At 51.9% G+C, this 19,430-nt stretch carries 20 protein-coding genes and 1 riboswitch; all 20 genes read left to right on the top strand.

The features are described from left to right. The first annotated feature begins 93 nt into the window (after window positions 1-93). A complete protein-coding gene (gene mscL / locus P40081_RS23035; RefSeq protein ID WP_042141359.1) occupies window positions 94-495 on the top strand; it encodes a large conductance mechanosensitive channel protein MscL in 402 nt (133 codons plus the stop codon). A 106-nt stretch (window positions 496-601) separates the two neighbouring features. Next, window positions 602-774, top strand: a riboswitch (FMN riboswitch). Window positions 775-997: 223 nt separating this feature from the next. Next, window positions 998-2,095, top strand: coding sequence for a bifunctional diaminohydroxyphosphoribosylaminopyrimidine deaminase/5-amino-6-(5-phosphoribosylamino)uracil reductase RibD (gene ribD / locus P40081_RS23030; protein WP_042138656.1), 1,098 nt, complete (start codon window positions 998-1,000; stop codon window positions 2,093-2,095). 125 nt (window positions 2,096-2,220) lie between these two features. Beyond that, the gene (gene ribE, locus P40081_RS23025; protein ID WP_042138655.1) at window positions 2,221-2,889 is read left to right on the top strand and encodes a riboflavin synthase; all 669 of its coding nucleotides are present in this window, start codon (window positions 2,221-2,223) and stop codon (window positions 2,887-2,889) included. A 60-nt stretch (window positions 2,890-2,949) separates the two neighbouring features. After that, window positions 2,950-4,203: a bifunctional 3,4-dihydroxy-2-butanone-4-phosphate synthase/GTP cyclohydrolase II gene (locus P40081_RS23020; RefSeq protein WP_042138654.1), complete on the top strand. Its 1,254-nt coding sequence runs from the start codon at window positions 2,950-2,952 to the stop codon at window positions 4,201-4,203. Between the two features lie 42 nt (window positions 4,204-4,245). Beyond that, window positions 4,246-4,713 carry a 6,7-dimethyl-8-ribityllumazine synthase gene (gene ribH / locus P40081_RS23015; RefSeq protein ID WP_036727378.1) on the top strand — a complete coding sequence of 156 codons (468 nt, stop codon included), beginning with the start codon at window positions 4,246-4,248 and terminating at the stop codon, window positions 4,711-4,713. 236 nt (window positions 4,714-4,949) lie between these two features. After that, window positions 4,950-5,741, top strand: a complete 792-nt coding sequence (locus tag P40081_RS23010; protein ID WP_042138653.1) for a segregation and condensation protein A — start codon at window positions 4,950-4,952, stop codon at window positions 5,739-5,741. Beyond that, window positions 5,710-6,312 (top strand): SMC-Scp complex subunit ScpB, encoded by a 603-nt coding sequence (scpB, locus tag P40081_RS23005; protein ID WP_039301691.1) that lies wholly within the window; start codon window positions 5,710-5,712, stop codon window positions 6,310-6,312. The genes P40081_RS23010 and scpB overlap by 32 nt, the downstream gene beginning before the upstream one ends. Before the next feature lie 181 nt (window positions 6,313-6,493). Continuing rightward, window positions 6,494-7,189 (top strand): DUF2953 domain-containing protein, encoded by a 696-nt coding sequence (locus tag P40081_RS23000; protein WP_042138652.1) that lies wholly within the window; start codon window positions 6,494-6,496, stop codon window positions 7,187-7,189. A gap of 82 nt (window positions 7,190-7,271) precedes the next feature. Further along, the gene (gene ytfJ / locus P40081_RS22995) at window positions 7,272-7,760 is read left to right on the top strand and encodes a GerW family sporulation protein (RefSeq protein ID WP_039301696.1); all 489 of its coding nucleotides are present in this window, start codon (window positions 7,272-7,274) and stop codon (window positions 7,758-7,760) included. A 176-nt stretch (window positions 7,761-7,936) separates the two neighbouring features. Next, window positions 7,937-9,175, top strand: coding sequence for a D-alanyl-D-alanine carboxypeptidase family protein (locus P40081_RS22990; protein WP_042138651.1), 1,239 nt, complete (start codon window positions 7,937-7,939; stop codon window positions 9,173-9,175). Between the two features lie 730 nt (window positions 9,176-9,905). Then, window positions 9,906-10,577, top strand: coding sequence for a nucleoside recognition domain-containing protein (locus P40081_RS22985; protein ID WP_039301699.1), 672 nt, complete (start codon window positions 9,906-9,908; stop codon window positions 10,575-10,577). A 52-nt stretch (window positions 10,578-10,629) separates the two neighbouring features. Beyond that, the gene (locus P40081_RS22980) at window positions 10,630-11,118 is read left to right on the top strand and encodes a spore maturation protein (RefSeq protein ID WP_042141358.1); all 489 of its coding nucleotides are present in this window, start codon (window positions 10,630-10,632) and stop codon (window positions 11,116-11,118) included. A 30-nt stretch (window positions 11,119-11,148) separates the two neighbouring features. Then, window positions 11,149-11,589, top strand: coding sequence for a hypothetical protein (locus P40081_RS22975; RefSeq protein WP_042138650.1), 441 nt, complete (start codon window positions 11,149-11,151; stop codon window positions 11,587-11,589). Window positions 11,590-12,403: 814 nt separating this feature from the next. After that, the gene (locus P40081_RS22965) at window positions 12,404-12,748 is read left to right on the top strand and encodes a peptidoglycan recognition protein family protein (protein WP_039301711.1); all 345 of its coding nucleotides are present in this window, start codon (window positions 12,404-12,406) and stop codon (window positions 12,746-12,748) included. Between the two features lie 20 nt (window positions 12,749-12,768). Beyond that, window positions 12,769-13,527 carry a pseudouridine synthase gene (locus P40081_RS22960; RefSeq protein WP_039301714.1) on the top strand — a complete coding sequence of 253 codons (759 nt, stop codon included), beginning with the start codon at window positions 12,769-12,771 and terminating at the stop codon, window positions 13,525-13,527. Window positions 13,528-13,639: 112 nt separating this feature from the next. Beyond that, the gene (gene resA / locus P40081_RS22955; RefSeq protein ID WP_042138648.1) at window positions 13,640-14,164 is read left to right on the top strand and encodes a thiol-disulfide oxidoreductase ResA; all 525 of its coding nucleotides are present in this window, start codon (window positions 13,640-13,642) and stop codon (window positions 14,162-14,164) included. Next, entirely contained in the window at window positions 14,161-15,849 is a 1,689-nt protein-coding gene (gene resB / locus P40081_RS22950; protein WP_042138647.1) for a cytochrome c biogenesis protein ResB, read from the top strand. Before resA ends, resB begins: the two co-directional genes overlap by 4 nt. Beyond that, window positions 15,846-17,108, top strand: a complete 1,263-nt coding sequence (gene ccsA, locus P40081_RS22945) for a cytochrome c biogenesis protein CcsA (RefSeq protein WP_042138646.1) — start codon at window positions 15,846-15,848, stop codon at window positions 17,106-17,108. Before resB ends, ccsA begins: the two co-directional genes overlap by 4 nt. Window positions 17,109-17,184: 76 nt before the next feature. Beyond that, window positions 17,185-17,901: a response regulator transcription factor gene (locus P40081_RS22940; RefSeq protein ID WP_039301726.1), complete on the top strand. Its 717-nt coding sequence runs from the start codon at window positions 17,185-17,187 to the stop codon at window positions 17,899-17,901. Then, window positions 17,902-19,341 carry a HAMP domain-containing sensor histidine kinase gene (locus P40081_RS22935; RefSeq protein ID WP_042138645.1) on the top strand — a complete coding sequence of 480 codons (1,440 nt, stop codon included), beginning with the start codon at window positions 17,902-17,904 and terminating at the stop codon, window positions 19,339-19,341. Window positions 19,342-19,430 lie beyond the last annotated feature (89 nt).

The raw sequence follows: 19,430 nt of genomic DNA, 5'->3' as shown, positions 1-19,430 counted from the left end.
TGACTTAAGAAAGGCTTAGAATAGATTGGTCATCTGCGGCGGAAATGCTATAATTACTAAAATTCAAAGTTTCGGAGGGATGCAGCAATGTCCATGTGGAAGGAATTCAAAAGCTTCGCCATGAAGGGGAATGTGCTTGATCTGGCAGTGGCGGTTGTAATCGGGGCGGCTTTCGGCAAAATTGTTACTTCTTTGGTTAGTGACATCATTATGCCGCTTATCGGCTTAATAAGTGGAGATACCAATCTGAAGGAGCTTCATCTGGGCAGCGGAGAAGCCGCCGTGAATTACGGCCTGTTCTTACAGTCCGTACTGGACTTCTTCATTATTTCATTCTCTATCTTTCTGGTAGTGAAGCTGACCAGCAGATTCAGACGCAAGGAAACTGTTAAAGTCGAAGTTGTCGAGCCCCCTGCTCCGGCACCGGAGGTTGCGCTGCTGATCGAAATTCGTGATTTGCTGAGAGCGGACAAGCAGCGGGAGTCAGGGAATTAAGGGAACTAAGTTACATAAATAAAGTAAATTTCCGAAACACACTTGCATTTCCGGCACGTAAGTGATAATTTTGTTGTAGGCAAAACTTATTATTCAACTGAATATATCAATCCTTCAGGGCAGGGTGTAATTCCCTACCGGCGGTGATGCTGTTAGATTGGCTGTTTCTGGCCAGTTCTGCTGCTCAGTCCGCTACCCGATCCGTATGCTGATGGTACGGACGGTGGACCTGGTGCAATTCCGGGACCGACAGTATAGTCTGGATGGAAGAAGGAGAGATTGACGTGCTGTGCTTATATAGGCGGCCGTGCTGCAGTATTTTCGAACATTACGTGCGAATTTTCACAATGCCATAAATCCGGCGTTTATTTACGCACCTATTTTTTGAGCTGCTGATACCTCTCGTATATCCCGTCTTGAACTCCTCCTGGAGATTGAGACGGGTTTTTCTGTTTAAACTGTGCACATTATGAATATAGCCGGCTGATTGGAGGGAAGTCACATGGATAAGATGAATGATGAGTTCTATATGTCTCTTGCGCTGGACATGGCGGAAAGGGCTCAAGGACAGACCGGAATCAATCCCGTGGTCGGATGTGTTGTTGTGAAGGATGGTGCCATGATCGGGATCGGCACGCATCTGCAGCGCGGCACCGGGCATGCCGAGGTTCATGCGCTCAATATGGCTGCTGGCAAGGCACAGGGAAGCACAGCGTATGTTACGCTGGAGCCCTGCAGCCATTATGGCATCACGCCTCCCTGCAGCCAGCGCCTGATCGATGAAGGGGTCGCAAGAGTTGTCGTTGCCTGTGAAGATCCTAATCCGCAGGTTGCAGGGCGCGGGGTTGAAATGCTGCGCGAGCAAGGCATTGAGGTTGAGGTAGGCCTGCTTCGGAGCCGCGCTATCCGGCTGAATGAGAAGTTTATCAAGTACATTCTGACGAAACAGCCTTTCATTACACTGAAGAGCGCCAGCACCTTGGACGGCAAAATTGCCACCCGTACAGGGGACAGCAAATGGATATCAAATGCTGAATCCCGGGAGCTAGTACATACCCTGCGCCACCGCCATCAGGGAATCATGGTCGGGGTGAATACGGTGATTGCCGATAACCCTTCGCTGACGACCAGGCTGAATGTGCCCGGGCTCAATCCAATCAGGATTATCATCGACTCTACACTGAGGCTGCCTCTGGAGAGCGCCGTTGTCACTGACGGACTGGCACCTACGGTGGTCGTTACTACTGAAGCGGGTGATCCGGCGCGGAAGGCAGCACTGCTCGCTGCGGGTGTTCAGGTTGTGGCCGCAGGCAGCGGACCGCGTGTCGATCTGCAGGCCGCGATGACAGCATTGGGCGGAATGGAGATTGGTTCGATCCTGCTCGAAGGCGGCGGTACGCTGAACGGTGCGATGCTGGAGCAGGGACTGGTTGACCGCGTGGTTCTCTTCTTCGCTCCGAAGATTGTCGGAGGCGGCGCCGCTGCAGGTACCTTCGACTTTCCGGGTGTGGAACTGATGCGGGATGCCATTACGCTCGAAGGATTGGAAGTGGAAGTGCTCGGGGATAATGTCTGTATCAGCGGTACCCCGGCGCGCTAACAACGGATAAGAACAAGAAATCGGGTGGCGGGCAGCGGCGGAAGTCCAAATGCTCACCGCCGTGACGACTATGCTTCAAGCTCAAATCTTAAGTGCGTCTTATATAGTTATGAAGGAGGGATAGTATGTTCACCGGCCTGATTGAAGAGGTGGGTATCCTCCGCAGCGTCACCAGCGGAGGGGAGATGATGGTGCTGAATATCGGCGCCTCCCTCATTATGGGGGATCTGAAGATTGGCGACAGCGTCTCCGTCAATGGGGTCTGCCTTACAGCCACATCCATAGGCGACCATTATTTCACGGTTGATGTGATGCCTCAGACCTACCGCAACAGCAATCTCAGAAACTTACGGCCCGGGGGCAAAATGAACCTGGAGCGCGCGATGGCAGCGGGCGGACGGTTCGGCGGGCATATTGTCCAGGGTCATGTGGATGGAACCGGCGAGATCCGCAGCGTGAAGCGCGATCAGAATGCGGTCGTGTTCGAAATTGCGCCGGACCGTAAATCGCTGTTTAAGTACATCATCCCCAAAGGCTCCATTACGATTGACGGCATCAGCCTCACCGTAGTGGATACAGAGTCGTCCACGTTCACTGTCTCTATCATTCCCCACACCCTTGGAGAAACGGTGCTGGCCCATAAACGGCCGGGTGACAGTATCAATATCGAATGTGATGTGCTGGGCAAGTATGTGGATCATCTGCTGCATTATGGTTCACGTTCCGGCGATGAAGAAGATAAGAAGAGCTCGAAGATCAGCCACGATTTTCTGGCGGCCAACGGGTTTGTATAATTAAAGATTAGGCATACGGCAGCCGGTAAGGCAGCGTACAGCCATCAGGAGGACAGTAACATGAGCCAGCAAGACAAGAAGGACAGCGTCCTGGACCCGATTGAGGATGCGATTTATGATTTGATGCGCGGGAAGGTGATCATCGTTGTTGATGATGAGGACCGCGAGAATGAAGGAGACTTCATCGCCCTTGCCGAACGGGCAACCCCTGAAGTTATTAACTTCATGATTACCGAGGGACGCGGCCTGGTCTGCGTGCCGATTACCGCGGAACGTGCAGAGGAACTGGATCTGCAGCCGATGGTGGCCCAGAATACCGATAACCACGGCACTGCTTTTACCGTATCTATTGACCACAAGGATACCACTACCGGTATTTCCGCCGGGGAAAGATCCATGACCATCAAGGCGATGCTGGACCCGAATGCGAAGCCTTCCGACTTCCGCAGACCGGGCCACATGTTCCCGCTGATCGCGAAGAAGGGCGGGGTATTGCGGCGTTCAGGCCATACGGAAGCTGCTGTAGATCTGGCCCGCATGTGCGGCGCCTATCCGGCGAGCGTCATCTGCGAAGTGGTGAAGGTTGACGGTACGATGGCCCGCCTGCCTGACCTGATTGAGATCGCGAAGAAACATGATCTCAAGCTGATCAGCATCAAGGACCTCATTCACTACCGTAATGAGAAGGAGCATCTGGTTACGCGCGAGGTTGCGGTGAATCTGCCGACTGATTTCGGTGATTTCCAGACGATTGCCTACACGAATGAAGTGGATGACAAAGAGCATGTTGCTCTGGTAAAAGGTGATATCTCCGGTGACGAGCCGGTGCTGGTGCGTGTGCATTCCGAGTGCCTGACCGGCGATGTATTCCATTCCCACCGCTGCGACTGCGGCCCGCAGTTTGAAGCGGCGCTGCGCCAGATTGAAGAAGCAGGCCGAGGGGTGCTGCTCTATATGCGCCAGGAAGGCCGGGGGATTGGCCTGATCAATAAGCTGCGTGCTTACAAGCTCCAGGAAGAAGGACTGGATACGGTAGATGCCAACCTGAAGCTGGGCTTCGCGGCGGATCTGCGTGATTACGGCATCGGTGCACAGATTCTCAAGGATCTGGGCATCCGCCAGATCAGACTGCTGACCAACAATCCGCGCAAGATCAAAGGGCTGGAAGGCTACGGCCTTGAAGTGGTGGAGCGCGTGGCGATCCAGATGCCGGAGAACAAGGACAACACTAAGTATCTTCATACGAAGCAGGCCAAGCTTGGCCATCTGCTGACTTTTGACAAGATCGAACAAAACGAGGATTCCAAAATTTAATTATAGAATCACTAACTTATACATGAAGGGTTGATGAGCATAATGCCGAATTATTTTGAAGGACATTTAGTATCTGAAGGATTGAAATACGGGGTTGTCGTAGGACGTTTCAACGAATTTATTACAAGCAAGCTGCTCTCCGGAGCGCTCGATGCCTTCAAACGCCATGGCGTAGCTGACGATGAAGTGGATGTTGCCTGGGTACCGGGAGTATTCGAAATTCCTCTGATCGCGCAAAAAATGGCCGAAAGCGGCAAGTATGATGCAGTAATCACTCTAGGTACGGTTATTCGCGGATCTACAACACACTATGATTATGTGTGCAATGAAGTTGCCAAGGGCGTTGCAGCCATTAATCTCAAGACAGGCGTTCCGACGATCTTCGGCGTGGTGACGACCGAGAATATCGAACAGGCCATTGAGCGTTCCGGAACCAAAGCGGGCAATAAAGGCTGGGATGCGGCAACTGCTGCGATCGAAATGGCGAACCTGAACAAGCTGTTTAAATAACACCCCTCTTGACGAATCAGCGTAAGTCGTGCTTATTTATATGTATGAGAAGAAAGCATGAACATAAGGAGCTGCGAGGAAATTAGTATCCGCTTTTGATGACAAATCTCCATGGTTTTGGGAGTTTTGTCATCAAATTAGCGGTACTTTATTTCGCCGCAGTCTCAAGGATCTTTCTACTTGTGTAGCGTCCGTGCGGCGCTGCACTTTACTTTTTTTGGGCTGGAGGAAACCGCGTGACTGTATTGTACAAGCTGGAGACGTTCGAAGGTCCGCTCGATCTGCTCTTGCATTTGATTGACAAAGCGGAAATCGACATCCAGGACATTCCGGTCAGCGAGATCACCGAGCAGTACATGGAATACCTGCAGGGGATGCAGGAGCTTGAGCTGGATATCACCAGCGAATTTCTGGTTATGGCTGCTACCCTCCTGTCGATCAAGAGCAAGCTGCTGCTGCCGAAGCCGCCGGTGATCGAAATCGAGGATTTCGATTATTACGAGGACGACGGTTATGATCCGCGGGCGGAGCTGGTACAGCGGCTGATTGAATACCGCAAATTCAAGAGCATTGCTGTGCAGCTGCTGGATATGGAGAGCGAGCGCAGCCTGATTTTCACGAAGGAGCCCGAGGATCTGGGCCCCTTTGTTCCTACGCAGACCGATAATACGCTAAAGGGACTGCACACCGCTGATTTGATTGCTGCGTTCCGTAAGGCGCTGAGCAAGGCGGCCCGGAGATCCTCTTATCAGCGGATTACCCGTGATGAGATTTCGGTGAAAGACCGGATTCGTGATGTATCGGAAGCACTGCAGCGTAAGGGGATGGGCGGCAGACTGCGCTTTTCGTCGCTTTTGCATGATGAGATGGCCCGGCATGAGATTGTAGTGACCTTCCTGGCCATTCTGGAGCTGATGAAGATGAAGGCGATTTTCTGCTACCAGGAGAAATTATTTGACGATATTGTGATGGAGTGGAGAGGAGGAGAGGAAGTCAGTGGACTACAACACGCTGAAATCAATTATTGAAGGCCTGCTGTTTCTCTCAGGGGATGAAGGTTTATCTGTACGCCAGATTGCCGAGATTACCGAACAGCGGCCCGATCTGGCTACACGGGCGCTGGAGGATTTGAAAGACGATTACAGCTCGCAGGGCCGGGGCCTGCAGGTAGTGCAGATCGCCGGGAATTACCGTCTGGCGACACTGCCGGAGCATGCGCAATATTTCGAGCGTCTGGCGTATTCCCCTTCCAGATCATCCCTGTCCCAGGCAGCGCTGGAGACACTTGCTATTGTGGCTTACCGCCAGCCTATTACAAGAGTGGAGATCGAAGAAATCCGCGGGGTGAAGTCCGAACGGGCCATTCATACGCTGGGGAATAAGGATCTGATTCATGAGGTGGGCCGGGCAGAGGCAGTCGGCCGTCCGATCCTGTACGGAACGACCAAGTCCTTCCTGGACAGCTTTGGCCTGGCCAGCCTGAAGGAGCTTCCGGAGCCGTCGAGCTTCGACACCTCAGAGGGCCTGGAAGAAGAGACGCAGCTGCTGTTCAGCAAGCTGGACAGCCAGATGACCTTTGAAGAGGTAGAGACAGAATAAACGCAGCGGATACGCGCTGTTCCAGCAATGCCGTTGTCCCCGCCGGGACAGCGGCATTTTTTTGGCGCAGAATCTTTTGGAGATGTTTGCTGAAATGCCGAATTTTATCCAGCGGGATTTGCCATACTAAACCAGAGGCTCCACTATTCACATTACCTGAGGCTGCTTGGAGGTTACGATTGTGACGTTATGGCTTGTAATACCCTTATCCCTGCTGCTGCTGGTTATTCTGCTGTGCCTGCTGGTTCTGGCTTCATCGATTCATTTTCATTTCCGTCTATGCAGGCTGGGAAAGGATGACCGTATTGAATTTGATATCAAAGCTGTATACGGGCTGGTCAAATTCCATTATGAGCTGCCTGCGCTGGTTTTTGACAGCCTTGAACAAGGCATTAAGGTTAAGCTCGAAAAAAGCGGAATCGCCCCGGTGAAAATGGACAGCGACAAAGAAGAAAAAATCGACCGGGAATCCGTGACGGAATGGTTAAAGAACATCCGTACTGCACTCAAGGCAACCCGCGGTCTCAAAAAATGGCTGGTTGGCACATTATCGCATGTCCGGATTACCAAGCTGGACTGGTCCACGGATTTCTCGCTGGGCGATGCGGCAGATACGGCAACCGCGGCTGGCGCTTTATGGGGAATGAAGTGGACCATGATCGGCTGGGTATCGCGTTTCGTCAGACTGCAGCGGAATCCGCGGATGTTCGTTGCCCCGGTGTTCAGCGACGAGCCTTGTTTCTCAACGGAAGCGGTCTGCACAGGCAAGCTTTCTGCAGGCTATGCTTTTTATGCGGGACTGTTATTATTGCGGCGTGTTTCGAAGGTGGAAGGCGGCCTCGGGAGATGGAAGAAACTGCTTAGCCGGGGCCAGTGATAAAAAGACTACATACTCCCTTCCATAGTGGGCAAGATAAGACTGCAGGTACACTTATATACACACGAGGAGGAGAAAAACAATGTCAGATCATCCTATTCAAGGTCTCATGCAGACGGCTATGGAAAATATCAAAGGCATGGTGGATGTAAATACCATTGTCGGAGATCCAGTAGAAACACCAGATGGCAGTATCATTCTGCCGATCAGTAAAGTCGCGTTCGGTTTTGCCGCAGGCGGCAGTGACTTCCGGGTGGAAGACGATGCTCCGGGTGTAAACGGCAGCGGAACCGGAGTCAAAATGCTTCCCTTCGGGGGCGGTAGCGGGGGCGGTGTATCCATACGGCCAATCGCTTTTCTGGTAGTGGGCAGGGATGGGGTACATATTGTGCCGCTTGACAATCAAACCCATCTGTTCGAGAAAATTATTGATGCAACACCTAACCTGATCGATAAAATCCAGAATATGTTCCAGCCGAACGGCATGCCGTTGGGGGCAGACGCAGCGGGTACCACGGTGACCAAAACCGTAGTGAAGACCGAGCCGGATACGCATTCATCAGCACACTAACACACCGGCAGAAGGCGGCAGGATAAGAATAAGCAGGGGTATCGCCTTTCAAAGGTGATATCCCTTTTTTGACGGACAGAAGCGGATGGGACATACCAGTCCCCCGTACCGCATACACTTGTACAACCAGGCAAGACGGAAGAACCGCTGCCCTAGACCTGATAAGAAGCCGGAGGATGAACATGAAGACATTAACCCGAAAATCGTTGATTTCCTTAATATTGTGTTTACTGCTGCTTGCACTGGTGCCGCTGTCTTCTATCCGGGCTGAGAATAGTTCCATATCCACTCATGCCAGAGCGGCGGCGCTGATTGATGTGGAGTCGGGAAGACTTCTATATAGCAGCCGCGGGGATGAGCCGATGCTGATTGCCAGCTTGACCAAAATAATGACAGCACTTGTAGCGATAGAGAACGGTGACTTGACCTCAAAGGTCAAGGTCGGCAAAAATGCTTTTGCCAAGGAAGGTTCTTCGCTGTATCTGAAGCAGGGCGAAGAAATGACGCTGGAGGATATGCTGTACGGATTAATGCTGCGTTCGGGTAATGATGCGGCCACCGCGATTGCCGAGCATGTCGGAGGCTCAGAGCAGGGCTTCGTCTATCTGATGAATGCCAAGGCGGAGGCGCTTAACTTAACCCATACGCATTTTGCCAATCCGCACGGGCTCGATGCCGAAGGACACTACTCCAGCGCAAATGATCTGGCTGTATTGACTGCTTACGCGATGCATAACCCTGTGTTCAAGGAGATTGTAGCTACCAAAGAGAAGACGGCGGACAATCCGTATGAGAAATGGGATTACAAGTGGAGCAATAAAAATAAAATGCTGCGCCTCTACGAAGGGGCGGACGGTGTGAAGACGGGTTATACCAAAAAAGCGCTCCGCTGCCTGGTCAGCTCCGCTACCCGAAACGGCCAGCAGCTTGTCGCTGTTACGCTGAATGACGGCAATGACTGGAATGACCATTCGGCGCTGCTGGATTTCGGCTTCAACCACTATCCGCTCAAAACATTAGTGGAACGCGGAGAAACCGTCAGCGGCTACCCCCTGGTGACCGGCAAGGATTTCGCCTATCCGCTCGGACAAGGGGAAGAGGCAAGGCTTGTTACCAAGCTGGTATTAAGCGAAGAAAAGAGTGCCGCAGGAACAGAGGCGCGTGCCAGTGCCGGCACTAAGACCAGCACCAACACCAGCAGCTTCGGGCTGAAGGGTGTAATTATAATGCAGCTGGGCGGCAAGGAAATCGGCCGGGTTCCGGTGTATACGCCAAGCCAGCTGCCGCCGGAAACATCACCCTATCAGAAGAAATACAGTCCTGCGGGAGGTACGGCTTATCCGGCGGACAACTGGCTGCAGGCATTCGGCAGCGCGCTGCGTGCTTTGTTCAAGAGCGGCGAAGAGCAGAGATAGTTGTACAATGTGCAATTAAAAACAGCGAAAAGGTAGGCTTACAACTTTTAACTGTATTCTGTACAACTAAATATGCCCTAATCGCTGGAAATCATCTACAACTGGCAGTTTAATTGCACGAAATACAACTAAACGGTTAATGGGTTGAGAATCAGACGTTTTAGTTGTACAAAGTGCAATTAAGCCTCCAGCATATACCGTAGTATGGTCACTGCAAACCCTCCGCAAGCGATTTTACCAATAGGTTTCACTACTTTAAAGCTGACGCTAAACTAATGCTCAATTGGCGCTCATGCAGCATTCAACTTGCAGTCAACTAGAACTCAACTAGCGCTCACTTGGCATTCACCTAGCTACGTAGTAAGACCGTCTTATCGTATCTTGCTCATGCCGTGAGGGGATTAATTGGAGAAAAGGCATCTGTTAATGCGGAAAGCTGAATACTCGAAGACGTAGTTGGATAAACAACACCTAATTTCATTCAAATTGGCGGATCACTAGGGTATGGGCAGAATAAGCAGCAAAAAACCCTCAAAAATCCATAAAGCAGCTGAAATCCGGAGAATAAGTAACATAAATCCCACTACTCCATCCGCAAAATATATCGTTAAGTAAGAAGCCATACTCAGACAGTAGCATTTGTACAGATATACTTTAATCAGCATTTCAAAGTAGGTCATGCAGAGGACTAGGCAGGTAAGAAGAAATAGAGCTGGAGGAGGGGATAAGCATGTTAAATGGTATCTGGCTGGGGATGATCCTGATCGGGTTTGTATTTGCGGCGGTAAACGGACGGATGAACGAATTCACAGCTGCCGTGTTTGACGGTGCCAAAAGCGGGGTCACCGTAAGCTTCGGGCTGATCAGTGTGCTGGTGTTCTGGCTGGGGATTATGCGGATTGCGGAGGATGCAGACCTGCTGAAGAAAATCTCCAGAGTATTGGGACCGGTAGTATCGTTTCTGTTTCCGGATGTGCCCAAAGGCCATCCTGCGATCGGCTATATCCTCTCCAATATGAGCGCCAACCTGCTGGGACTTGGAAATGCCGCTACACCCATGGGCATTAAGGCAATGCAGGAGCTGCAGACACTCAACCCGGATAAGGAAACAGCAACGCCCGCCATGTGTACCCTGCTTGCTCTGAACACTGCCAGTATCACGCTGATTCCGGCAACCCTGATTGCGATCCGGCTGAATTACGGATCGGCTGACCCGGCGGCAATCGTCGGCACCACGCTGGCGGCGACGGCGGTGGCTACTCTTGCCGCCATTGCTGCGGACAGGCTGTGCCGCCGCCTGACACTGCTGCGCAGGCCGCCCGGACCGCCGCCTGCGATAAGGTCCGGCACCGCTGCAGCGAAAGGGAGTGCTACGCTCCCGCATTCTTCAGTGAAAGGGTGAGCTTTCCGTGTTCCAGTTAATCAGTCTAATATCCGCCTGGGCAATTCCGGTAATGGTCACCTTTATTCCGCTGTATGCTTTCTCCCGCAAGGTTCCGGTCTACGAATCTTTCGTGGAAGGTGCGAAAGACGGATTCGGCACAGCCATTGCGATTATCCCCCATCTGGTCGGCATGCTGGTGGCGATCAGTGTCTTCCGCGCTTCGGGTGCGCTGGACTTCCTGATGGGCTTTGTAAGCCCTCTTGTACAAAGTCTTGGGATTCCTGCTGAAGTCCTCCCGCTCGGTCTCCTGCGCCCTCTGACGGGCACTGGATCACTTGCCTATACTACAGATCTGATCCGGGTCCACGGCCCGGACTCATTGATAGGCATGATTGCTTCTACTATACAGGGCAGCACGGATACAACCTTATATGTGCTGACTGTTTATTTCGGCGCTGTAGGGATCCGCAACGGCCGTTATGCCCTTAAGGTGGGCTTGTTCTCGGATGTCGTTGGCTTTATCGCTGCTATTGCGGTTTGTCTGCTGGTATTCGGGTAAGAGAGGGGGGATGAATTTGTTTTCATTCATTTGATCCGGCATGCGGCTGACGTTATACGGGAAGAGTGGGAGCGGGAGCAGGACCGGAAAGATCTGGCTCGCAAACTGCTGATTTTATGTGGGGGGGTTATCCTGCTTCTCCTGATTGATTTCCTGGTGCTGAATGTAGGCCGGGAACACGCAGGAAGTGGCATCCTGCAATACAATGCAGTGCTTGGGGTCATCGTGTTCTCAGGACTCTTAGCGTTTTTTGCCCGAAGGAAGATTCTGGCTGCCTTCATGGGATGCTTATACATATATGATCTGATTATGTTTAATTACGCAGCTGACATTACCGGTAATGGTCTGGATGATTTCGGACTTGGCTTAAACAGCAGATTCATTTCATTCATGAATCTGATTGTTGTCGGTGCGGCACTTTTATTAGACCGAGCTGTTCCGCTGGAAGAGCCGGACGATAGGATATTTTAGTGAATGGGCACTGCTGTACATTGATAAGTTAAAGGGAGCATGTAGCAAAGTGGAACTTATTATTTTTCTATTGGCCTGTTACATACCCCTTTTACTGTATCTGCTCCATTTCGGGACAGATATTTTTGAGACAGCGTGGAATTTGGACCGCTGCGTCCTGATCCTTGCCTGCAACGTAAGACTATTCCAATTAGCACCCGAACCACCGCTGACCACCGGATACATGTAAAATGTTGTATGGATTACAACTCGCATCCGGTGAAAAGCCGCTGTGCGGGAGGATTGTTGTATGTAGTACAAGAATTTTTTCGTTTTTCTCCTAAAAGGAGGGGAAATGATGCCTTTTATACAACAATCTTCGATTAAGGCCGATATCTCGAAGAAAATGTTGTATTTCGTGCAGGATTTAGACTGCGAGATAATTGTACGGGTACTGCAGCCACCGCTTTCCACTACAGTCCTCACCCACCACCAAGGGGTGAGGACTGTTTGTATTAATCTGTTCAGGGGTGGCTTGGCGCTGGCGGAGTAACCGAGAGGAAGTTTGGAACTGGAGGAGCGTCAGCGACCGCCTTTAAAGCTGGATTTCAACTGCTGTATGGCAGTAGAATCAAGGAAATCCAACTTTAACAGCGGCCGGAAGTCCAAACATTCCCCGGAGTTACGATTAGCCCTCGCCCGCTGTTGCCCTCGCGTCCTGCGTCTGCTCCAGCGCACCACGCCACGAGCCCCAAAGATTTTAATAACCGGTCATCACCCCGCACCTCCCCACTTCATATGCTATTTCAGCAATACGGAGGGAGGAGGGCAAGGGATGGAATACAAAGGCTTTATTCTTCATCATTCCCGCTGTCCGTCCATTAACGGCAAGGGGTTTGACTTCTGGGTCGGGCTGGAAGGGGGGATCTACGCTGCGCCGCTGCTGACAGATCCCGAACATATTCATATCTGCCTGGAGGGCAACTACGGTGAAGCGGATGAGCTTCCCGGCTTACCGGAACGCCAGCAGCAGCTATTTGCGGCAGGTAAACTCATTTTGGAGCTGGCAGGGCGCTATCAAATTGCGCCATTACTCGTTGAACCGCATAGCAAAACTTGTCCGGGAGCATTTTTTCCATGGAATGATCTTGTGATTTATCCCTCCGATGGTTATCATTAACCTGAGGTGAGTAGTCGAAAATGGAAAGATTACAGAAAATTTTGGCGCAAGCAGGTGTTGCGTCCAGACGCAAATGTGAAGAAATGATTTTGGCCGGTAAAGTGGAAGTCAACGGGGAACTCGTAACTACGCTTGGCACGAAGGTGGACCCCGCAACAGATATTATTAAGGTCTCCGGTAGACTGATCCGGGGCGAGAACAAAATCTACATCATGTTCAACAAGCCCAAGGGCGTAATTACAAGCGCATCCGATGACAAGGGCCGCAAGGTGGTAACCGATTACCTGAAAGGCATTACAGAGCGCGTATACCCTGTAGGCCGTCTGGATTATGATACGGAGGGGCTGCTGCTGCTGACGAATGACGGTGAGTTTGCCAATCTGCTCACGCATCCGAAGCATCACGTGCCGAAGACGTATCTGGCGACGGTCAAGGGTGTGCCGCACGGCACGGCACTGGACAAGCTGAAGGCCGGAATTAAGCTGGAAGACGGCATGACGGCTCCGGCGGAGGTTGAATACAAGGACGTTGATGAAGCGAATAAAGAAACGGTCATCAGCATTACCATTCATGAAGGCCGCAACCGTCAGGTACGGCGGATGTTTGAGGCAATTGCCCATCCGGTGATCCGCCTGAAACGGATTTCGTTCGGAGATATTCTGCTCCAGAATCTCAAACGCGGTTCCTACCGTCATTTGACCAAGGATGAAATCAATCATCTGCAGCAAATAGCCAAGGCCGGGGCGCTAAGAGAGAATACGACACGCAAAGACACATAAAGTTCACAATTCCCCCTCCTAAAACTGTGACAATATTCGTTATAATGTTCATAGGATGTTCACACCTAACAACTAAAGTAATGAGTTGCGTCACAGAAGGGGGCACCCTCGTATGGGCAAAGCCAGAAAGCCAATACAAATCGTGATACTATTTCTAATCCTTCTGCTCGGGGGTTATGCAATCGGTTCCTCCGTGTTCGGAGGGGATGGCAAACCCACGGAAGGCGGGAGAGCGCCGGACTTTGAACTGCTTGGGCTGGACGGCGTGACCCATACGCTGGAGGAGTACAAAGGGAAGTCGGTTGTGCTTAACTTCTGGGGCTCCTGGTGCGCCCCATGTGTGAAGGAGATGCCTGCCCTGCAGGCACAGTGGGAGAAGTGGAAAGACCAGGGCGTAGTGGTCGTAGGCGTTAATGTAGGCGAGGATCAGATGACAGTGGACAATTTCGTGAAGCTCGTGGATATTGATTTCCCGGTTGTGATGGATACGGGGCGTGATGCCGTCCGCAGTTACGGGGTTTCCCCGCTGCCTACCACCTTCTTCATTAATACGAAGGGCAAGGTAGACAGCATTCATATCGGCCAGCTGGATTTGAGCTCGCTTGACGAGCAAATCGGGAAGCTGGTGGGAGAATGAAGGAGCACATGCCGCTGATCAGCAATACCAAATGCGAATGCGGTCACCAGAATCCTGTGGGCACTGTTCTCTGCGAAGCCTGCGGCAAGCCGCTGGATGAGAAGGAATGGAACTCTTCCGAGAATCTGGAGATGCGTTACGATGGGGTAGCCCGCCGTTCACAGCGTGTAGGTCCCGGAGTGATCGACAGGGTCTGGAACTTTTTTTCCTCGGTCAAAATCGCCATCTACCTGATTGTGCTGACACTGCTGGGCGCTATGCTGGGTACGATTTTTCCGCAAGAGAGCACTTTTCTGAATATTGACGCTTCAACATATTATCAAGAAACGTACGGAACAGCCGGGAATATATATTATAGACTCGGCCTTTCGCATACCTATGAATCCTGGTGGTTTGTGACGCTGCTCGTAATGATCGGAGCTTCTCTGGTCATCTGCAGCCTGGACCGTGTGCTTCCGCTGTACAAGGCATTAACCCGGCAAAAGATCCGCAAGCACCGCCAGTTTCTGACCCGTCAGAAGCTGACGCTCGTCACGCAAGTGGAAGAGGAGCCGGAGGTGTGGGTGGCGCGCATCGTCCAGCCGCTCAGGAAGAAAGGTTACCGCGTCCGGACGGAGGGCGGCGCTTTATTGGCCGAGAAACACCGTTTCAGCCGCTGGGGACCTTATGTAATACATATCGGCCTGATTATTTTTTTGCTCGCCGTGCTGGCGAGAGGACTTCCGGGGCTGAATATGGACCAGCATCTAGCTTTTCCGCAAGGGGAGACCGTCAAAATACCGGACACCAGCCTCTATCTTAAGAATGAGAAGTTCACCGTAGAATTCTACACGGAAGAAGAGATGCCTGAGGAGTTCCGCGGAATCAAGGTGCTTCCCAAGCTCTACGAGACCCGGGCGGTTCTCTATGAATGTACTGCCGATTGCACGGACCCGTCTAAGGAGCTGCAGCTTACGGAAGTGGCCCGGCATGACATTCAGGTGAATTCACCGCTCAGCTACCAAGGATTGAAAGCGTATCAGTTTGATTATGACCTGACCCCTGTGCTGCGTTCTGTGCAGCCCGGGCTGACGAATTCTTCCACAGGCGAGATTTACGGCAAGTTTGAACTGGATATGAAGAATCCGCAGCGCAGCTTCCAGGCAGGTCCGTATACGCTGGAGCTGAAAGAGAAATATATGGATTTCGGATTGAGCGATGAAGGCCAGCCGGTGTCCAAATCACCGTATCCGAATGCCCCTGCATTCCTCTTCCTTATTAAAGGGCCGGAGCTTCCGGCCGGGGGGCAGCAGTATTTCTATTTTCCGAAGCAGATTGACAAGGAGCAATTCCAGCAGTCAGCCATCAACGACAAGCTTGGCGGCAGCGGGCGGTTTCTGGAGCTTGAGGTCGGCAGCATGAGTGACGTTGACTTCTCAGAATCCACCACCTATCTCAATGTGCGGGTCGACCGGGCAATGCCATTTGTCTGGGTTGGTGCGGGTATTATCATGCTGGGGCTGATCCTCGGCTTCTACTGGCAGCATAGACGCATCTGGTTGACCGTCGATGGCGGGGAACTGGTGCTGGGAGGCCATACGAACAAGAACTGGTTCGGCTTCCGCCGCGAGATCGTTTCTATTCTCCAGAAGATAGACATGACAGTCGATGAAAAATCATTGGACAACGGAGGAGGCCTGGCATGAGCTTGCTCGATTTCAGCAGTGACGTCTTTATTGCCGCATTCTTTTTATACAGCGGAGCATTCATGTTGTTCACCATCGCCATTATGGGGCGCAGATGGTCCGGCAGGAAGCCGGAGGAGCATACCGCACGCTGGGGGAGAATTGCTTTTATCGCCTCCTCGCTCGGGCTGCTGTGCCATCTGGCATACTTCATTACACGCTGGATGGGATCGGGTCATATTCCGGTAAGTAACATGTATGAGTTCATGACTTTTTTATCGATGATGGTAATGGTTGCATTTACGGTGATCTTCGCGATTTACCGCAAAATTATTCTCGGTGTCTTCGCGGTTCCGATCTCGATTATTGTGATGGCGTATGCAGCGGTATTTCCGCAGGAAGTACAGCCGCTGATCCCCTCGCTGAAATCCATCTACCTGAACATTCATGTTACGCTGGCCGCACTGGGAGAATCGTTCTTCGCTGTAGGCTTTGCCGCCGGGCTGATGTATCTCCTGCGGACGGTCGATTTCAGCAGCAAGGAACGCAGTGACCGTAAGCAGCAGAGACTTGTCGAATTTACTCTGTTCTCAATCATTGTTATAATTGGTTTTCTTGGATCTGTATTTGCCTTCCGCGGTGCCGGCTATGAATCTGTTTTTGTCCGCACTAACGTTACGATTGACAGCCCCGGGCAGGGAGATAGTACAATAGAGAAAGTGAGTTATAAAATGCCGCCGATTGTGGCACCTTACCATAGCGAAATTGAGAGCTTCCAGTCGTTTCTTGGCATAAAAGAACCGCTCTTCGAAGCTCCATCCTGGATGAATGGTGTCAATGCCGGGCGCAAGTTCAATACCGTTATCTGGTCACTGCTGTCCGGGCTGATTCTATATGGAATTCTCCGCCTGGCTGTCCGCAAACCGCTGGGTAAGGCGATTCATCCGGTACTCGACGGAATTGATGAGAATGACCTTGATGAAATAACGTACAGGGCGATCGCCATCGGTTTCCCGATCTTTACACTGGGGGCTTTGATTTTTGCAATGATATGGGCTCAAGTGGCCTGGGGCAGGTTCTGGGGATGGGACCCTAAGGAAGTGTGGGCACTCGTCACCTGGTTGTTCTACAGTGCTTATCTCCATTTGCGGCTGGCCCGCGGATGGCAGGGACGCAAGTCCGCTTGGCTCGCTGTACTCGGCTTTCTGATCGTAATGTTTACCCTGGTTGGCGTTAATCTTGTGATCGCCGGACTTCACTCTTATGCGGGGACAGACTGAGTAGACTATATTCTCTGGCACGCACAAGATTTTAGGGTAACGTTCTACTGTATTTGATGAAGGGGTTGTTGTGTAAATGGCAGAGCACTTGAATAGAATTCTGGTGGTGGATGACGAAGAACGCATCCGCCGCCTGCTCAAAATGTATCTTGAAAAAGAAGGTTATGAAATTGACGAGGCAGAAGATGGGGAAATTGCTCTGCGCAAAGCTACAGCCAATGACTACGGTCTGATATTGCTGGATGTTATGCTGCCGGGCATCGACGGGATTGAAGTGCTGACCAGACTCAGAGGAGTCAAATCTACACCGGTCCTGATGCTTACTGCCAAGGGTGAAGAGATTAACCGGGTTCAAGGGTTTGAAATGGGCGCAGATGACTATGTCGTTAAGCCGTTTAGCCCGCGTGAAGTGATTTACCGGGTGAAGGCGATAATGCGCCGTTCTTCCGCAACTGCTTTTTTGTCCAAAGAGAGCAATTCAAGCAACAATATCGTGTTTCCGTTTCTTATTATTGAGCATGATGCACACCGCGTAACCGCCGGCGGCCAGGAGGTAAGTCTGACCCCTAAGGAATATGAGCTGCTGCATTATTTGGCGATCTCACCGGATAAGGTGTTCTCTCGTGAGGAACTGCTCAAGGATGTGTGGAATTACGAGTTCTTCGGAGATCTGCGTACCGTGGATACCCATGTCAAGCGTCTTCGCGAGAAACTGAATAAGGTGTCCCCGGAATCGGCGGCTATGATCACTACCGTATGGGGAGTCGGCTATAAGCTTGAGGTGCCTAAATAAGTGAACTTCTGGAGAAGTCTTGTCGGTAAGCTGTGGATCACGATCATCTGTCTGGTTGCTGTCGTGCTCATTACGCTGGGGCTGTTTCTGTTACCCTATATCGACAGTAATTTCGCCAATTCCGGGGCGATCAAGCGTTTATTTATGTATACCTGTATGATCGGGTTTTCCTTAACGACATTCTTTGCCTTATTCCTGTTTACGAAGATTACCCAGCCGATGCAGCAGGTGATTGAGGCGGCCAATGATATCCGCCGCGGCGAATACGGGACGAGACTGACGCTGGTTACCAGCGATGAGATCGGCCAGTTGGCGACATCCTTCAATCACATGGCAGAAGAGCTGGAAGAGAATATACGCAGTCTGAATAATGAGAAAGGGCATTTGTCCAGCGTCCTGCGCAGTATGAGCGATGCCGTGATCACCTTCGATATTGAGGGGCAGATTATCCTCACCAATCCGCATGGTCAGACGCTGCTGGAAACCTGGAGTGACCTTACCTGGGATCAGGAAGAGGATGGCGGGCTGTATCCGCAGGCTGGACCTGCCCGTGATGTGCCTCCGCCGCTGCGGCCGCTGTTCTTCAGTACGCTCAGCGTAGGAGGCGATCAACGCTCCAATATCCATGTCCGGCAGGGTGTATGGTCTGTGCATATGGCACCCTTATACTCCGAGGATAATCTCCGCGGTGCGGTGGCGGTGCTGCGCGATGTGACGGAGGAAGTGCGGCTGGAGAAAATGCGCCGCGATTTCGTCGCCAATGTCTCGCATGAGATCCGTACACCACTCTCGATGATGCAAGGCTACAGCGAGGCGCTGCTGGATGGAATGGCCTCCTCCCCGGAGGAGAGCAGCGAGCTGGTCCAGGTAATCCACGATGAATCGCTCCGTATGGGCCGGCTGGTGAAGGATCTGCTCGATCTGGCCCGCATGGAAGCGGGGCATACGGATATGCTGAAGGCGCAAGTGGATGCTGGAGAACTGCTGGAACGGGTGTACCGCAAGTTCTCGGTCAGAGCCAAGGAGCGGGATATCATTCTTGAGCTGAAGAAACCGGATACCGAATTGCTCCTTAAGGCTGCCGATGAAGACAAGCTGGAGCAGGTGCTCACCAATCTGCTCGACAATGCCTTCCGCCACACTCCGGCCGATAAACGGATATCCATTCGGGCGGATTCCACCGCGCTGGAAGGCCGGAGGGTTCTGGAGATTGAGATCCGGGACCAAGGGGTAGGCATTACGCCTGAGGATCTGCCGTATATCTTCGAGCGCTTTTACAAAGCCGACAAAGCACGCGTAAGGGGAGAATCGGGAGGAACCGGTCTGGGACTAGCGATTGTGAAGAACATCGTCGAGTCGCATCATGGGAGTATCCACGCCTCCAGCAAGCTTGGAGAAGGCACCGCTTTTACCCTGCGGCTTCCTGTCGAAAAACAGTAAATCCGGACAATGCATGACAGCGCCTCTGACAGCAGAGGTGCTTTTTGTTGAAACCACCACATTAATCTTGTTCAACGTGGAACATATCA

It is taken from the genome of Paenibacillus sp. FSL P4-0081, assembly GCF_000758565.1.
GTDB classification, from domain to species: domain Bacteria; phylum Bacillota; class Bacilli; order Paenibacillales; family Paenibacillaceae; genus Paenibacillus_AQ; species Paenibacillus_AQ phytohabitans.
This window is presented reverse-complemented; position numbering and strand designations above follow the sequence as displayed.

What these genes read in the sequence shown, in the direction of transcription:
- mscL (WP_042141359.1), top strand. Translation starts at nt 94, where the DNA reads ATGTGGAAGGAATTCAAAAGCTTCGCCATGAAGGGGAATGTGCTTGAT.
- ribD (WP_042138656.1), top strand. Translation starts at nt 998, where the DNA reads ATGGATAAGATGAATGATGAGTTCTATATGTCTCTTGCGCTGGACATG.
- ribE (WP_042138655.1), top strand. Translation starts at nt 2,221, where the DNA reads ATGTTCACCGGCCTGATTGAAGAGGTGGGTATCCTCCGCAGCGTCACC.
- P40081_RS23020 (WP_042138654.1), top strand. Translation starts at nt 2,950, where the DNA reads ATGAGCCAGCAAGACAAGAAGGACAGCGTCCTGGACCCGATTGAGGAT.
- ribH (WP_036727378.1), top strand. Translation starts at nt 4,246, where the DNA reads ATGCCGAATTATTTTGAAGGACATTTAGTATCTGAAGGATTGAAATAC.
- ytfJ (WP_039301696.1), top strand. Translation starts at nt 7,272, where the DNA reads ATGTCAGATCATCCTATTCAAGGTCTCATGCAGACGGCTATGGAAAAT.
- P40081_RS22990 (WP_042138651.1), top strand. Translation starts at nt 7,937, where the DNA reads ATGAACATGAAGACATTAACCCGAAAATCGTTGATTTCCTTAATATTG.
- P40081_RS22985 (WP_039301699.1), top strand. Translation starts at nt 9,906, where the DNA reads ATGTTAAATGGTATCTGGCTGGGGATGATCCTGATCGGGTTTGTATTT.
- P40081_RS22980 (WP_042141358.1), top strand. Translation starts at nt 10,630, where the DNA reads ATGGTCACCTTTATTCCGCTGTATGCTTTCTCCCGCAAGGTTCCGGTC.
- P40081_RS22965 (WP_039301711.1), top strand. Translation starts at nt 12,404, where the DNA reads ATGGAATACAAAGGCTTTATTCTTCATCATTCCCGCTGTCCGTCCATT.
- P40081_RS22960 (WP_039301714.1), top strand. Translation starts at nt 12,769, where the DNA reads ATGGAAAGATTACAGAAAATTTTGGCGCAAGCAGGTGTTGCGTCCAGA.
- resA (WP_042138648.1), top strand. Translation starts at nt 13,640, where the DNA reads ATGGGCAAAGCCAGAAAGCCAATACAAATCGTGATACTATTTCTAATC.
- resB (WP_042138647.1), top strand. Translation starts at nt 14,161, where the DNA reads ATGAAGGAGCACATGCCGCTGATCAGCAATACCAAATGCGAATGCGGT.
- ccsA (WP_042138646.1), top strand. Translation starts at nt 15,846, where the DNA reads ATGAGCTTGCTCGATTTCAGCAGTGACGTCTTTATTGCCGCATTCTTT.
- P40081_RS22940 (WP_039301726.1), top strand. Translation starts at nt 17,185, where the DNA reads ATGGCAGAGCACTTGAATAGAATTCTGGTGGTGGATGACGAAGAACGC.